The organism is Streptomyces sp. AM25 (genome assembly GCF_058146165.1).
Genome location: NZ_JBKIWN010000008.1, coordinates 197,138 through 211,658 on the forward strand (window position 1 = coordinate 197,138; position 14,521 = coordinate 211,658).

A 14,521-nucleotide genomic window follows, 5' to 3' on the forward strand; every position below is an offset into this window, starting at 1 on the left:
CGTCTGCAGGGAGGCGGTCTCTAGAACTCGTCGTCGAACGAGACCGTGCCCTCGACCGCCACCTGGTAGGCGGAGGCGCGGCGCTCGAAGAAGTTGGTCAGCTCCTGGACGTTCTGCAGCTCCATGAAGGAGAACGGGTTCTGCGAGCCGTAGACCGCCGGGAAGCCGAGGCGCTGCAGGCGCTGGTCGGCGACGCACTGGAGGTATTCGCGCATCGACTCGGTGTTCATGCCCGGCAGGCCCTCGCCGCACAGGTCACGGCCGAACTGCAGCTCGGCCTCGACGGCCTCCTCGAGCATGTCGGTGACCTGCTGCCGGAGTTCGTCGTCGAAGAGCTCGGGCTCCTCCTGGCGCACGGTGTCGACGACCTCGAACGCGAAGTTCATGTGCATCGTCTCGTCGCGGAACACCCAGTTGGTGCCGGTCGCCAGGCCGTGCAGCAGGCCGCGGCTGCGGAACCAGTACACGTACGCGAACGCGCCGTAGAAGAACAGGCCTTCGATGCACGCGGCGAAGCAGATCAGGTTGAGCAGGAAGCGGCGGCGGTCGGCCTTCGTCTCCAGCCGGTCCAGCTTCTCGACCTCGTTGATCCACTTGAAGCAGAACTGCGCCTTGTCGCGGATGGACGGAATGTTCTCCACCGCGTCGAACGCGGCGGCGCGCTCCTCCGGGTCGGGCAGGTAGGTGTCGAGCAGCGTCAAGTAGAACTGGACGTGCACGGCCTCCTCGAAGAGCTGCCGCGACAAGTACAGGCGCGCCTCGGGGGAGTTGATGTGCTTGTACAGCGTCAGCACGAGGTTGTTCGCGACGATCGAGTCACCGGTCGCGAAGAACGCGACCAGGCGGCCGATCATGTGCTGCTCGCCCGGCGAGAGCTTGGCGAGGTCGGCGACGTCGGAGTGGAGGTCGACCTCCTCGACGGTCCAGGTGTTCTTGATCGCGTCGCGGTAGCGGTCGTAGAAGTCCGGGTACCGCATGGGACGCAGGGTCAGCTCGAAGCCCGGGTCGAGCAGGTTCTTCTGGCGTTCGGCGGACATTACTGGCAGGCCTCGCAGGACTCGGGGTTTTCCAGGGAGCAGGCGATGGCGTCCGCGTCGGGCGCGGCCTGCTGCAGGGGGACGGGGGCGGACGCGGCGGTGGAGCCGGAGGCCGCGCGGGCGATGCGGGTCGCCGGGCGCGAACGCAGGTAGTACGTCGTCTTGATGCCCTGCTTCCAGGCGTACGCGTACATCGAGCTGAGCTTGCCGATGGTGGGCGAGGCCATGAAGAGGTTCAGCGACTGGCTCTGGTCCAGGTACGGCGTGCGGGCCGCGGCCATGTCGATCAGGGAGCGCTGCGGGACCTCCCAGGCGGTGCGGTACAGGTCGCGCACCTCCTGCGGGATCCACTTCAGGTCCTGGATCGAGCCGTTGGCATCGGTCATCGCGTCGCGCGTGGTGGAGTCCCACACGCCGAGCTGCTTCAGGTCCTCCACCAGGTAGGTGTTGACCTGGAGGAACTCACCGCTGAGGGTCTCGCGCTTGAAGAGGTTGGAGACCTGCGGCTCGATGCACTCGTAGACACCGGCGATCGAGGCGATCGTGGCGGTCGGGGCGATGGCGAGCAGCAGCGAGTTGCGCATGCCGGTCTTCGCGATCCGGGCGCGCAGGGTGTCCCAGCGCTCCGGCCAGGTGGCCGTGGCGTCCGCGTAGTGGTCGGGGTGCAGCACGCCGCGGGCGGTGCGGGTGGCCTCCCAGGCCGGGTGCGGGCCGTGCCGCTCGGCGAGGTCGGCCGAGGCCTCGTACGCCGCGAGCATGATGCGCTCGGAGATGCGGGTGGAGAGCGCCTTCGCCTCGGCGGAGTCGAAGGGCAGCCGCAGCCGGAAGAAGACGTCCTGCAGGCCCATCAGGCCCAGACCCACCGGGCGCCAGCGGGAGTTGGACGAGCCCGCCTGCTCGGTCGGGTAGAAGTTGATGTCCACGACGCGGTCGAGGAAGGTGACCGCCGTGCGGACCGTGCGGTCCAGCTTCTCCCAGTCCATCCCGCCGTCGGCACCCAGGTGCGCGGCGAGGTTGACCGAACCGAGGTTGCAGACGGCCGTCTCGCCGTCGTTCGTGACCTCGAGGATCTCGGTGCACAGGTTGGACGAGTGGACGACGGCGCCCGGCTCGGCGGTCTGGTTGGCGGTGCGGTTGGAGGCGTCCTTGAACGTCATCCAGCCGTTGCCGGTCTGCGCGAGGGTGCGCATCATGCGGGCGTAGAGCACACGGGCCGGGATCTGCTTGACGGCCTTGCCCTCGGCCTCGTACGTGCGGTACGCGGCGTCGAACTCGTCGCCCCACAGGTCGACCAGGTCGGGGGTGTCCGCCGGGGAGAACAGCGACCAGTCGGCGTCCGCCTCGACGCGGCGCATGAACTCGTCCGGAATCCAGTGCGCGATGTTGAGGTTGTGGGTGCGGCGGGCCTCTTCGCCCGTGTTGTCGCGAAGCTCCAGGAACTCCTCGATGTCCGCGTGCCAGGTCTCCAGGTAGACGCAGGCCGCGCCCTTGCGCCGGCCGCCCTGGTTGACCGCGGCGACGGAGGCGTCGAGGGTGCGCAGGAACGGCACGATGCCGTTGGAGTGCCCGTTGGTGCCGCGGATCAGCGAACCGCGGGAGCGGATGCGGGAGTAGGAGAGCCCGATGCCGCCCGCGTGCTTCGACAGCCGCGCGACCTGGTGGTAGCGGTCGTAGATCGAGTCCAGCTCGTCCAGCGGCGAGTCCAGCAGGTAGCAGGACGACATCTGCGGGTGGCGCGTGCCGGAGTTGAACAGCGTGGGGGAGGAGGGCAGGTACGAGAGCGTGCTGGTGAGCCGGTAGAGCTCGGCCACGTCCTCCAGGGCCCGGACGGAGCGGTCCTCGGCCAGACCGCAGGCGACGCGCAGCAGGAAGTGCTGCGGGGTCTCGATCACGTTGCGGGTGATCGGGTGCCGGAGCAGGTAGCGGCTGTGGAGCGTCCGCAGGCCGAAGTACCCGAACCGGTTGTCGGCACCGTCGGCGAGGGCGTTCTCGACGAGGGCGTCGAGCCGCTCGGCGTGCTCGGCCACGAACGCGGCGGTCTCGTCGGCGATCAGGCCCTCACGGTGCCCGACGGCGACGGAGGCGGAGAAGGAGACCGCGCCCTGGCCGGCCGCCTCCTCCCGGATGGCGAGGGTGAGCAGCCGCGCCGCGAGCCGCGAGTACTCCGGCTCCTCGGCGATCAGCCCCGCGGCGGCCTCGGTGGCCAGGGACCGCAGCTCCGCCTCGTCCGACCCCGGGTGCCGGCCGCGCAGCGCGGCGGCGGCGACCTTGCCGGGGTCGGTGGCGGGCAGATCGGCGGTGAGATCGGTCAGGGTGCGCAGCAGCGCGGTCCCGGGACCTCCGGTCTCCTCCGCAGTGGCTGCTGAGACCGGATCGGCGGGCGCGATGGTCACGTGTGGCTCTCCCTCGCTCGGCTGGTCGGCTGGGGCCGCTCGGGAGGCGCTCGACGGATCGCGTACCGGCACACTTCTTCGGGGCATGCCGGACAGCGCCCATCGGCCCAACCCGCGAGGCCCGGACGTGTTCGTCACCCATGCCGGGCCCTGGGACGGCTCGGACGTGGGCGCGCTGACGGCAGGTCCTCGGACTTGTGGAGCGCATATGCGCATACATTCACCGTTGCGGGACAGTTCCGGATTTCCACCGGATTCCCCTGCGACGACAGCGAGGACGAGCATACATCTAGTGCCGGGGGTCGGGAGCGCCCCCACATGTTGTGTCGGCGCGTCGTCGAGCGGTTGCGGAATGTGCTAACGGACGGGGGCGTTGGGAACCGTTGCGGAGGTGCGGTGGCGGCGCGGTGAGGGGGGTTCAGGGGGCTTCGGGAGGGGCCTCACGGTGGACCCAGGAGGGCCTCAGGAGGGCCGGAAACAGCCGGGGACCGCCCGAGGGCGATGGGGACCGGCGTGGGGCCTTGTCATGCCCCGCAGCCCGATGCAGGGTGCCACCCATGAGGTTCAGCTACGCAATGCTCCCCGACTACCCGGTCCACGAGTCGCTGGCTGCCATCCGTCTCGCCGACGAACTCGGCTTCCACGCCTGCTACGCCGCCGACGAGACCTGGCACAAGGACCTGTGGCAGCTGTTCGCCGTCGCTGCCGGCCGGACGCGTGCCCTGCGCCTCGGGCCCAGCGTCTCCCCGGTCCTGCTGCGCGAACCCGCCCTGATCGCCCAGGCAGTGGCAACCCTGGACGAACTGTCCGGCGGCCGCGCCGAAGTCGTGCTGTCCAGCGGCAACTTCGGACTGCTCGCCCAGCACGGCATCGCATCGGCCGGCAACCGCCCGCTGTCGCGGGTCAAGGAGGCCCACCACGTCGTCCGTACGCTCCTCGACCACGGCAGCATCACGTACCGGGGCGACTTCCACTCCTACGACGGGCTGTTCACCTTCGCCCGCCCCGTCCAGGCCAGAGTGCCGGTCAAGCTCGGGGCCATGCGCGGCCCGAAGTCGTTCGAGGCGGCAGGCGAACTCTCCGACGGCTGCCACCACGCGCTCGGCTACAGCCGTGAGGCATGCGAGTACGCCGTCCGGCACATCAGGGCCGGTGCCGAACGCGCCGGCAAGGACTGGACCTCGCTCGACATCGGCGCCTGGGTCGTCTTCGCCACGGGCCCCGACTCCGCGCAGGCCAAGGAGGCCGCGCGCAGCATGGTCGGCATCTACGCGTCCTCCATGCCGGAGGAACTGCTGCACCGCAACGGCGTCGACCCCAGCGCCCTCAAGCCCGTGATCGAGGCGATCGCTGCGGGCGACCTGGCCCGCGGCATCCAGCTCACCCCGCCCGCGGCAGCCGACCGGCTGTCCATCGCGGGCACGCCCGAGGAGTGCCTGGAGAAGATCCGTACGCAGATCGCCCCGGCAGGCGTGAACCACATGATCTGCGCTGTGACGGACCGGACACTGGTCAAGGCCTTCACGGGCCGCGACCTTCCGGACGTTGCCGACGTCCCTGCCCAATTGCGGCTCATCCACGAGCGGATCATGCCCGCGTTCGCGTGATCGCGTGATCCGGGTGTCGTCAGGCCGGTGCGGCGCGGCGCGAGTGGCCTCCGGCCGGTCACGTCCCGCTGCGTGCCGGACGCAGACGGACGAACGTAACGGCCGCGTGCACGGCGAGGGCGACCGGCACGGAGAGGAGGAGGCTCCACGGAGCGATGCCCAGTGCAGCGAGGAGGCAGAGGAACGGAACGGTCAGCAGGGTGGGGACCGTGGACAGCAGGGCGATACGGGTCCGGGCGGGACGGTTCATGACCGGGTCTGCTCCTCGGTGCTGCGGCGGGCGAGGTCCAAGTAGTCGGCGAGCGCGTGCCATTCGTCCGCAGAGGCGGCGGCAGCCGGATCACCCGACATGGCCGCCGGGTCCTCGTACCAGGCCGCCCGCACACCGGCGCCGATCCCCGCATCGCCGCCGCCGAACAGGGTGCTCAACTCGGCCATGCGGGCCACCAGCCGCCGGACCCTCCGGTCGGCGGGCGGAACCCCGTCGGCGCGGAGCCGCTCCGCCCTCCGGTACAGCTCGGGCCACTCGATCTCCAGGAGGTAGTGCATCGCGGGCCCGAGCGCCGCGGCCCGCGCCTCCAGCACCTGCATCTGCTCGTCGTCCAGATGTCGGCGCAGCGTGCGCTCGCCCCCGGGCCCCGTACCGCCGATCGCGCACAGCGCGTCCCACAGCACGCCGGTGCTCGGCGCGCGTCCGGCGTCGAGGGCGTCGCCGAGCTGCGCGAGCCGCTGCTGCAGGGAACCGAGCGCGGTGAGCGACGCCTCGACCGTCGCGAGGTGGTCCCGCACGAGCCGCGCGGGGTCGACGCCGGTGTCGAGACAGACGGCGATGCTCTCCAGACTCAGCCCCAGCCTGCGCAGGGCCAGCACCTGGTACAGCCGGACGCGGACGAGATCGTCCTCCGTGTACTCCCGGTGCCCGCCGGCGGTGCGCTGGGAGGGGCTGAGCAGTCCGATGTTGTCCCAGTGGTGCAAGGTGCGCACGGTGAGTCCGCTGGCCTCGGCGAGCGGACCCACTTTCCAGGTCGTGGTCATGGAGCAACCATGCGTCCTCACACGACGTGAGGTTCAAGCCGTGCGCCGGCGGAGCGGACTCAGTGCCCGCCCGGACCTGCCGCTCCTGCCGTGGCCGGCGGCAGGTCCGGGCTGACGCCCGGGTCGGCTGCGTCGGCCGTGTAGTCCGACGCCGACGTCCGGTCGACGCCGTCCGGTGCCCCGACCGCCTTGAGGACGAAGGTCAGGACGACGACCACGAGCACGTTCAGCACGAAGGCCGTCAGGCCGATGTACCCCTTCTCCCCGATGAACGGAATCAGGTTGGTGTTGCCGAAGTGATCCTGCGTGGCGCTCGGTGTCTCGTACGCCCGCCACGTCCCGTACCCCATCCCGACGGCCCACCCCGCGAGCAGCGCCCAGCGGTGCGGCCACCGCGTGAAGAGGCCGCCGACGAGCGCGGGAACCGTCTGGAGAATCCAGATGCCGCCCAGCAGCTGGAAGTTGATGGCGACCGTCTTGTCCATGGTGAGCACGAAGACCAGCGCCCCGACCTTCACCAGCAGTGAGGCGAGTTTGGAGACCTTGGCCTCGTGCTCGGGCGAGGCGTCCGGCCGGATGAAGTCCTTGTAGATATTGCGCGTGAAGAGATTCGCGGCTGCGATCGACATGATGGCGGCGGGGACCAGTGCCCCGATACCGATGGCCGCGAAGGCGACCCCCGTGAACCAGTCCGGGAACATGTCCGCGAAGAGCTGCGGAATCGCCAACTGCCCGTTCTGCACCTTGATTCCGGCGGCGACGGCCATGAATCCGAGCATGGCCAGCAGCCCGAGCATCAGCGAATACAGCGGCAGAATGGTGGTGTTGCGCCGGATGACGTTGCGGTTCTTGCTGGAGAGGACGGCCGTCACCGAGTGCGGGTACAGGAACAGCGCCATCGCCGAACCGAGCGCGAGCGTCGCGTACGCCCACTGCGCCTGCGGCCCCGTGACGAGCGAGCCGCGCGGCTGGCCGGTGGCGGGGTTGACCGCGGCGAATGCGTGGCCGGACTTGCTGAAGATCTCGCCGAATCCGCCGAGCTTGAGGGGAATGTAGATGATGGCGACGGCGATGACGATGTAGATCAGCGCGTCCTTGACGAACGCGATGAGGGCGGGCGCCCGCAGCCCGGAGGAGTACGTGTACGCCGCCAGCACGCCGAAGGCGATGAGCAGCGGCAGATCCTTCACGAACCAGTTCGCGTTCGTTCCGCCGCCCACGCCCATGACGTCCAGGACGGCCTGGATGCCGACCAGTTGGAGCGCGATGTACGGCATGGTCGCCAGAATTCCGGTCAGCGCGAGGGCGAGCGAGAGGCCCCTGGAACCGAACCGCCCGCGGACGAAGTCCGAGGACGTCACGTACCCGTGCTTGTGCGCGACGGACCAGAGACGGGGGAGGAAGGTGAAGACGAGCGGATAGCAGAGGATCGTGTACGGAACGGCGAAGAATCCGGCCGCCCCGCCCGCGTAGATCGCCGCCGGAACGGCGACGAAGGTGTACGCGGTGTAGAGATCGCCGCCGAGCAGGAACCAGGTGACCCAGGTGCCGAACGACCGCCCGCCGAGCCCCCATTCGTCGAGGCTGTCCGCGTTCTCGGCCCGCCGCCATTTCGCGGCCAGGAATCCCATGACGGTGACGGCGAGGAAGAAGACGATGAAGACGGCGAGGGCCACGCCGTTGACGCCGTGCGCGGTGCCGTTCACTGCGGCTCACCCCCTCGGCGCGCCCGTTCGTGGCGCCGGACGAGAACGTAGGCGATGATCGTGAGCAGGGTCGAGAGGACCACCCACAGCATCTGGTACCAGTAGAAGAACGGGATGCCGATGAGGGTGGGCGTGAGCCGGGAGTAGGAGTCGACCCAGAGCATCGCCCCGAAGGGGACGGCCAGACATATCCCGGCCACGACGAGCGGCACGGTGACGACGGGGCGGGTGCGCCCACTGGTGTTCTCGGGGTTGTTCTCGGGTGGTTCTGGTGGTGCCGACATGCGGTGACTCCGTCCGTCCCCGGTGCGAGTGATCACTTACGTGATGCGCACGAAATGTAGGCGAGGGGCGCGGCGGCGTCACCCCCTGTCCGGATTTCGGTATGGCAACGTCACGTTGGGGTGATGCCGAGCGCTTCGCGGAGGGCGGCCATGCCGCGATGGGTTGCGGCGACGGACGGGGCCGCGGTGGCCGCTGCGCGGCGGCAGTCGCGGCACCGGTCTTCGTCGGCGGCGGGGCGGAACACGCGGCCGCAGGGGCCGCTGCACGAGCGCAGCGGATTGGGAGCCGGCTTGGGTTCCGGCGCGGGATCCGGCAACTTCCGCACGAGCCGGTCGCGCACGATCCCGGCGGTGGAGTGGATGCACTCGGGGAGCCCGGAGGTGAGCGCGAAGCGCAGGTCGGCGAGGGTGGCACCGCGGAGCAGCCATTCGCCTGCCAGCGGGGCGAGTTGGCGCAGCTCGCTCCTGCTGAGACGGAGCCGCCGCTCGCCGCGGGCGACGGCGGCGAGGGCCTGGGCTCCGCGCTCGGCGAGCGGGTGGGGAGGGTGGGAGGTGTCTTCCTCGGTGTTGCTTTGGGAACGACCGACGGCCCGAGTCTTCGGCTCACCGACGGCCGGTTCTGGAGCAGTCGGTTGCGGAACGCGGCCGTCCCGTACGGCGATCGCTTCGGTGGCCGTCAACGGCACGTTGGAGATCACCTGCGGCCGGGACCAGCGCCCGGCCGGGTCCTGGGTCCGCCACTCGTGCAGATACCCCTCGGCAAGCAACTCGTGCTTCGCACGGTTGAACGCGGCCTTCTTGATCCCGGCACGCTGCGCGGACTCGTAGAGCGGCTCGCTCGCGGAGTCCGGGAGCGACAGCTGCCAGAGCAACAGGCGGACGGCGTCGGAGGAGAGGCGGGGATGGCGGATGATCTCGTTGGGAACCTGGGAGAAGAAGCGTGCAGGGGGGATAGCATGCCGGTGCATCTGCGGGAGGTCCGATCTCCTGGTGGTGAAGACCCCCTGTGCCGGTTGCCGCCGGTGCGGGGGGTCGCTTGTTGCGGCCACCGTAGCGGGGCGGGAACCAAGTGAGTCGGGTTCCGAGGGAAGTTGGGACATCGACGCTTGCGTCTGGTAGAGGGCACGGGTAAGGCCACTGGTGTGTGTTCAGTCGGCCAGAGCTTCCAAGAAGTAGTCGTGCGTACGCAGATCGAAGCGGATACCTGTGATCTGGCCAATGGCGGTTGCGTGGCCCTCAAGCCGGTCAGCGCCACTCCGGCGGGATATTGCTCAGCTGCGCTTGAGGGTCTCAGGCGGGAGGCTCCACGGCTCGGCTACTCCACGCCCTCCGGCATATAGGTCTGGATCTGGATCACGCTGCCATGGAGAACCAGGCTCCCAGCGAACCCACGACTGCGCACACAAAAACCAGCTGCAACTGCAGTCCGACGGAAAGGGCGTTGTCACGGCTTTCTCCGTGCTGTGCCATATTCAATGTCTTTTCCCGAAGCTCCTTTCGGTGGCCAAGGAAAGCGATCGGGAAGGCGAAGATGCCGAATGAGTACAGCGGAAGCAGCACTTCCGGCCCGACGTTCTTTGCCAGAGCGGAAAGCGCTGCGAAGGCCGCCGCAGCTGCGGGCGCAAGAGAGATCTGAATCTTGTACCGGCGATTCGGCATGAGCGGCACGAAGAACAGCAGGAAGAATATCGTCACCGCGACAGCGGCGGACCACCAGATGTGCAGGGGGAGGGAGGGGGGATGCATGATGCCTTCCTTGATCCTGTGGGGCCCGCCGAGGGCGGGCCCCACAGTTTTTGTTTCGCCGAGTGTTCAGCTGACGGTTCGCTTGCCGGGGCGAATCGGGACGATGAGGCCTCGCAGCCTCATCGTCCTACGCCCTGGGGTCCGTCCATCACTTTACCAAGTGAATAGGCCAACGATGGGGGAGACGGCCGACTGCACAGCGCTCACCGTCCTTTCCGCCTTTGTCAGAACACCGTTGCCCAGGACCTTCGCCCCGATTCCTATTGCCTTTCCAATGCTACCCATGATTCCGCCGACCGCCAGGCCCGTAACGGCGCTCATCATGCTGTCGCTGCCGAATCCGTCTGCATACCAGGCCAGTCCGGCGCTGATTCCACCAGCAGCAATCGAGGACAGCCCCAGAACAGGTGTGGCGATGAGGTCGGCACCCGGAATCAGAGCGGAACCCGCCGCCATCAATCCCAGGACGGTACTGGCGCGGTTCCAGTACTGTGCCCATTCACGTGCTCCTTCCTTGCCGTCGGGCGGCGTGAACTTGCACACGTCGTACTTGGGGTCGTTGAAGGGCTCGGTGCCGTTCTTCGAATTCTCCTTGGCCTGCTCGGCTGCCTTGGCCGCAGCCGCTGCCTGTTCCTGCTGGCGCTTCTGGGTGGCAATGGTGTTGGCTTCGCTGGCAGCCTGGGACGCCGCTTGGGCGTCCTTGCCCGCGGCCGCTGCGGACTCGCGGGCGCCGGCGGCCGACGCCTGTGCGCTGGAAGCCGAGTTCACAGCTTCACGAGCGGATGCCTCGGCCTGGCTGGCCGAGTAGTTGGCCTGGCGGCTGGCCTGCTGGGCGGTTGTTGCGGCGTCCTTGGCCTTCTTGGCGGATTCCGCTGCCGAAGCTGCCGAACGATCGGCTTCGCGAGCCTTGTTCTGTGCCTCCTCGGCGTAGCCCTTGGCCTGATTGGCCGAGGCCCTGGCCTTGTCGGCCCACTCGCCGGCTTCCTTGGCCTTGTTGCGTGCCTTCTCGGCCACCTCATAAGCCAGTGCCGCGTTTTCGTTCGCAAGAGCTGCGGCACGTGCGGCGTTGGCGATCAGCGAGCGTACCGACGCGATGTGGGTGGCGGTGTCCTGATCCTGCTGAGCCGACTTGTACTGGACGCGGGTGACGTACTCGTGCTGCATCCAGCCGGGTCCGGCCATGGCGACCTGGGCGGCGGCCTTCACGTTGGCACCGCCGTTGTTCATGATCTTGAGGGTTTCGACCCGGTCGTCCTCCTCCAGCGCCTGGCGGTAGCCGGTGAACAGGAAGGTGTACAGGGCCTTGACACTGCCGTCGCGCAAGGCGGCGTCGCCGGCCTGCTTGACCGCCTTGCCGGCACCGTTCATGAGCTTGAGCGCCTGGACACGGTAGTCCTCGGCCTGGACGCTGTAGACGCCCTCGTCGATGAACTTCTCAACGCCCGCGTCGTCACCCTGGAGCGTCTTTTGGGCTGCTTCGGCGAGGGCAGGGCCACCGACCTTGGAGAGGTAGAGGACCTTCTCCCGATCGTCCTGGGCCAGGGCCTTTTTGTGATCGGCCTTTGCCCACGTGACGACATCCTGGTCCGTGCCGGCGAGAGCGGCCTCGGCAGCCTGACGGGTCCAGGCACCGGTGCTGTTCAGCAGGTTGACTGCAGCCTTGCGGCCGAAGCCGGCCGCAGTTTTGGCATCGGTTCCGGAAGCGGTGGCCTTTTCGAGGAGCTGCTTGGTCGCCGCGTCAGTAGCGGACGCCTGGGTCTGCAACTGCTCCGCACGATCCCGGTCCTCCTTGTCGGCCTTTTTGATGGTCTTGGCTTCTTCGACAGCCAGCTTCGTATTGGCTTCGAGCTGAGCCTTCTCGCTCTCGCGAGCCAGCTGCTCGATCTTCTGAGCCTGCTCTACTGCGTCGGAAGCTGCCTTGGCCGCTTCGATGGCCTTGTTGGCGTGCTCAGTGGCTTTGTTCGCCCAGTCCTGCGCCTTCCCAGCCTGGGCCGCAGCTTCATCAGCTTCCTTGGCGGCCTTTTCTGCATGGTCGGCAGCGCTGTTCGCGTACTTGTGCGCATCACGTGCGGCAGAGGCAGCCTGGTTTGCCAGCGACTGCGCCCGGTTGGCTGCAGACGTCGCCGTTGCAGCTGCACTACGGGCGACATCGGCGGCCTCGCGGGCCCTCTGAGCCTGAGCAGTGGCCTCGCCGGCAGAGCTGCCGGCATCTGCTGCGGCGTCTGCCGCGGCTGCGGCGTTCTGCGCAGCGCGGGCAGCAGCGGCACCTGAACGGCCGGCCTCGGCGCTGGCATCAGCGGCGTGCGATGCCGCCGATGCCGCGCTGCGGGCTCCGGCAGCTGCATCACGGGCGGCCTGGGCAGCCTGGCGGGCAGTAGCGGCCTCGCTGGCGTTGCCTGCGGCCGCGGCGGCAGCCGAGTAGGCACGCGCAGCCGCCTGGCCGGCTGCGGCGGCGGCAGAGGCAGCGGCCTGGGCAGCGGCCGCAGCCGTACGGGCCGCGGAGACCGCCGTGTTGGAAGCCCGGATCGCGGTCCGTGCGGCGTCCGCCGCACCTTCAGCGGCTGCCGCAGCGCGGTTGGCGGCCTGTCCCGCGCGCTGGAGGTCGTTCTTGGCCGCCTCGGTTTCCTTTGCCGCCCGCTGTGCAGCCTCCTTGGCCAGGCGAGCGGCTTCTTCTGCGCGATCCGAGGCTTCCTTGGCCGCTTCGGTCTCGGCCTTGGCGCGCTTGCCCGCGTCCTCGGCCACCTTCGCGAGCTGGGAAACCGTCAGGGTCTCCTGATCTCGCGCACGGGCAAGGTGCTGGCCGGTCTCCAGGAACTCCCGGATGTCCTGGGGCGATCCGCTCATCGCCCGATTCGCCTGCTTCTTCACCTCCGGACCGCCGGCGCGCATGATCTTCAAAATCTCGACACGGTCGTCCTCCTCCTGAGCCGTGACCCGGCCCTCGGTGAGGAATTTCTCCAGTGCCTTGGCGGAGCCGTCTTCGAGCGCCTTGTGCCCCGCCGCACGCACACCGCGTCCGGCGTCGTTCATCACGGTCAGGACTGCAACGCGCCGGTCGTCGTCCAAGGGCTTCTTGTATCCGGACTTCACGAACTCGTGCAGGTCCGTGTCCGAACCGCTCAGAGCCTTCTGAGCAGCCTCACGGACACCCTTGCCGGACGAGCTGAGCATCTTCAGGACGGCGAAGCGCTCGTCCTCCACTGTCGCTCGCTCAAGTCCGCTTTTCAGGAACGTGGTGATGTCAGCGTCGGAGCCGACGAGTGCTCTCTCCGCGGCGTCCTTGGTTGCGATTCCACCGAGTTGCCATGCCTCGACCACCCGTGCCCGCGCACCGGCAGACAGCGTTGGCTCGTCGGGATCGGCAGGTGCGGCCTGGGCAGCAGTGGTGCCGAACACCGTCGCAGCCAGCGAGAGGGCCGTGATTGCGGTGAGTTTCCTGCGCAGGTGGCGTGCGCGTGACGTATTTGATCTCTTCATGCCCGTTCTCCGCCTCATCGAGGCTTCATTTGCATTACGGGACACGGCTGTTGATGCCTTGTCGGGAAGAGATACTCACATACGTAAAGAGATAGTAATGGAGGCTTGGGCTCGAGATTCGATCTTCAATCGATCGCAGCGCACCCCTGATGCACAGTCAAATTCTGTTCGGCAAAGGTGACATACGGGCCTGGATGGACGACTTTGGGTGTGGCGCGCGACGCGTTGCGATCCCCTATGGAGAGATAGGTCACAAGGAAGGTTGCGTACAGTAAAGTAATGGAAAAGTTAACGAAAAGAGATCAAGCGCCTTGCTGATCGCTTCGCGTCCGGCCGATGGGCGTGATGTGCCTGCGGGTCAGGCAGTTGTATGCCGAAGGTCGGCCTGATAGTTGCTCAGGCTGTGTGTGATGCCTGTCACCCATCTGTAATTTCTTGGTAAAGTCGACTTGGTGATACCAATGGCTGGCAAGCCTGCCGTGCGGAAATCTCATTCTCCGTAATGCCGCGCAAGCGGCGGTCGGTGGCCTGAGGTCCCGGATTGATGTCGAGCGGGTGGGCCTGCATGCACCTGTATGTGCACGCGATCTTGCGCATGCACTTTCTCTCGTCATTATTGATCACGAAGGTGAGGACCTGATGAGGTTGCTTTCCCAGACGCTCGTTGCCGCAGCTGTCGCCGGTGCGGTTGTGGGCGCCACTGCGCTGACCGGCCCTACTGTGGCCGTTGCTGTTGAAGGAAAGAGCGCTCCGGCTGTGTCCGCCCCGACCTCGGCAGTGGAGGACTTTGCGTACCCGCAGGCCGACAAGATCTTCAAGGAGCGCGGCATCAAGCTGAAGCGGGGTGACGGCCACATTGTCCTCGCAGAGTGCGGAAGTCGACCCGATCTGATGGAGGTGTGGGGTCGGGGTATGGCCGACGTGGACAAGGTGGGCAAGGGCAAGTTCTGCTTCCGGATCACCGGCAAGCAGGGCTACCTGAGTCTGGAGCTTCCCAAGGTCTATGGAGCCATGGGCAACGACTACGCAGTGCGCGTCAACATGGTCACCTCCAACGAAGAGAAGTCGTTCGACCTCGACAAGAACGAGTGGACTGCCGTCGGAGAGACCGCTGACCAGCAGGGTCGCGATTTCACGCTGCTGGAGATCGTCGCCAAGAAGTAGCGACGAAGGCTCCTGCTGGGGCTCCGGCTCCAGCAGCACCTGCCCACACGGTTGTTCATCGAGATTCGTTAG

11 protein-coding genes and 1 riboswitch are annotated in these 14,521 nt (G+C 67.8%); of the genes, 2 read left to right on the forward strand and 9 right to left on the reverse strand.

Going from position 1 to position 14,521, the window contains the following annotated elements; translation table 11 throughout:
- Positions 1–20: 20 nt before the first annotated feature.
- Together ACLHRZ_RS12530 and ACLHRZ_RS12535 are read right to left on the reverse strand one after the other, a co-directional pair.
- Positions 21–1,037: a ribonucleotide-diphosphate reductase subunit beta gene (locus ACLHRZ_RS12530; protein WP_490418433.1), complete on the reverse strand. Its 1,017-nt coding sequence runs from the start codon at positions 1,035–1,037 to the stop codon at positions 21–23.
- On the reverse strand, positions 1,037–3,430 hold the full coding sequence (locus ACLHRZ_RS12535; protein ID WP_490418434.1) for a ribonucleoside-diphosphate reductase subunit alpha: 2,394 nt from the start codon (positions 3,428–3,430) through the stop codon (positions 1,037–1,039). Before ACLHRZ_RS12535 ends, ACLHRZ_RS12530 begins: the two co-directional genes overlap by 1 nt.
- A 163-nt stretch (positions 3,431–3,593) precedes the next feature.
- Positions 3,594–3,719, reverse strand: a riboswitch (cobalamin riboswitch).
- Positions 3,720–3,987: 268 nt separating this feature from the next.
- On the opposite strand from ACLHRZ_RS12535, the gene ACLHRZ_RS12540 reads away from it, so the two are divergent.
- On the forward strand, positions 3,988–5,037 hold the full coding sequence (locus ACLHRZ_RS12540) for an LLM class flavin-dependent oxidoreductase (RefSeq protein ID WP_490418435.1): 1,050 nt from the start codon (positions 3,988–3,990) through the stop codon (positions 5,035–5,037).
- Between the two features lie 58 nt (positions 5,038–5,095).
- On the opposite strand, the gene ACLHRZ_RS12545 is transcribed toward ACLHRZ_RS12540, so the two are convergent.
- From ACLHRZ_RS12545 to ACLHRZ_RS12575, 7 genes are all read right to left on the reverse strand, one after another.
- The gene (locus tag ACLHRZ_RS12545; protein WP_490418436.1) at positions 5,096–5,287 is read right to left on the reverse strand and encodes a hypothetical protein; all 192 of its coding nucleotides are present in this window, start codon (positions 5,285–5,287) and stop codon (positions 5,096–5,098) included.
- Complete coding sequence (locus ACLHRZ_RS12550; RefSeq protein WP_490418437.1) at positions 5,284–6,072, reverse strand: MerR family transcriptional regulator; 789 nt, start codon at positions 6,070–6,072, stop codon at positions 5,284–5,286. Before ACLHRZ_RS12550 ends, ACLHRZ_RS12545 begins: the two co-directional genes overlap by 4 nt.
- A gap of 59 nt (positions 6,073–6,131) precedes the next feature.
- A complete protein-coding gene (mctP, locus tag ACLHRZ_RS12555; RefSeq protein WP_490418438.1) occupies positions 6,132–7,778 on the reverse strand; it encodes a monocarboxylate uptake permease MctP in 1,647 nt (548 codons plus the stop codon).
- Positions 7,775–8,062 carry a DUF3311 domain-containing protein gene (locus ACLHRZ_RS12560; RefSeq protein ID WP_490418439.1) on the reverse strand — a complete coding sequence of 96 codons (288 nt, stop codon included), beginning with the start codon at positions 8,060–8,062 and terminating at the stop codon, positions 7,775–7,777. The genes mctP and ACLHRZ_RS12560 overlap by 4 nt, the downstream gene beginning before the upstream one ends.
- A 110-nt stretch (positions 8,063–8,172) precedes the next feature.
- Positions 8,173–9,030, reverse strand: coding sequence for a hypothetical protein (locus ACLHRZ_RS12565; protein WP_490418440.1), 858 nt, complete (start codon positions 9,028–9,030; stop codon positions 8,173–8,175).
- A gap of 385 nt (positions 9,031–9,415) precedes the next feature.
- A complete protein-coding gene (locus ACLHRZ_RS12570) occupies positions 9,416–9,808 on the reverse strand; it encodes a hypothetical protein (RefSeq protein ID WP_490418441.1) in 393 nt (130 codons plus the stop codon).
- Positions 9,809–9,961: 153 nt separating this feature from the next.
- Complete coding sequence (locus tag ACLHRZ_RS12575; RefSeq protein WP_490418442.1) at positions 9,962–13,285, reverse strand: ALF repeat-containing protein; 3,324 nt, start codon at positions 13,283–13,285, stop codon at positions 9,962–9,964.
- 639 nt (positions 13,286–13,924) lie between these two features.
- Between ACLHRZ_RS12575 and ACLHRZ_RS12580 the strand changes: the two genes are divergently transcribed.
- Positions 13,925–14,449 carry a hypothetical protein gene (locus tag ACLHRZ_RS12580; RefSeq protein WP_490418443.1) on the forward strand — a complete coding sequence of 175 codons (525 nt, stop codon included), beginning with the start codon at positions 13,925–13,927 and terminating at the stop codon, positions 14,447–14,449.
- Positions 14,450–14,521: the final 72 nt, after the last annotated feature.

Bases quoted from the DNA above. Each gene is read 5' to 3' on its own strand.
- ACLHRZ_RS12545 (WP_490418436.1), bottom strand. From the start codon at position 5,287: ATGAACCGTCCCGCCCGGACCCGTATCGCCCTGCTGTCCACGGTCCCC.
- ACLHRZ_RS12550 (WP_490418437.1), bottom strand. From the start codon at position 6,072: ATGACCACGACCTGGAAAGTGGGTCCGCTCGCCGAGGCCAGCGGACTC.
- ACLHRZ_RS12575 (WP_490418442.1), bottom strand. From the start codon at position 13,285: ATGAAGAGATCAAATACGTCACGCGCACGCCACCTGCGCAGGAAACTC.
- ACLHRZ_RS12580 (WP_490418443.1), top strand. From the start codon at position 13,925: ATGAGGTTGCTTTCCCAGACGCTCGTTGCCGCAGCTGTCGCCGGTGCG.
- ACLHRZ_RS12540 (WP_490418435.1), top strand. From the start codon at position 3,988: ATGAGGTTCAGCTACGCAATGCTCCCCGACTACCCGGTCCACGAGTCG.
- ACLHRZ_RS12570 (WP_490418441.1), bottom strand. From the start codon at position 9,808: ATGCATCCCCCCTCCCTCCCCCTGCACATCTGGTGGTCCGCCGCTGTC.
- ACLHRZ_RS12530 (WP_490418433.1), bottom strand. From the start codon at position 1,037: ATGTCCGCCGAACGCCAGAAGAACCTGCTCGACCCGGGCTTCGAGCTG.
- ACLHRZ_RS12565 (WP_490418440.1), bottom strand. From the start codon at position 9,030: ATGCACCGGCATGCTATCCCCCCTGCACGCTTCTTCTCCCAGGTTCCC.
- ACLHRZ_RS12560 (WP_490418439.1), bottom strand. From the start codon at position 8,062: ATGTCGGCACCACCAGAACCACCCGAGAACAACCCCGAGAACACCAGT.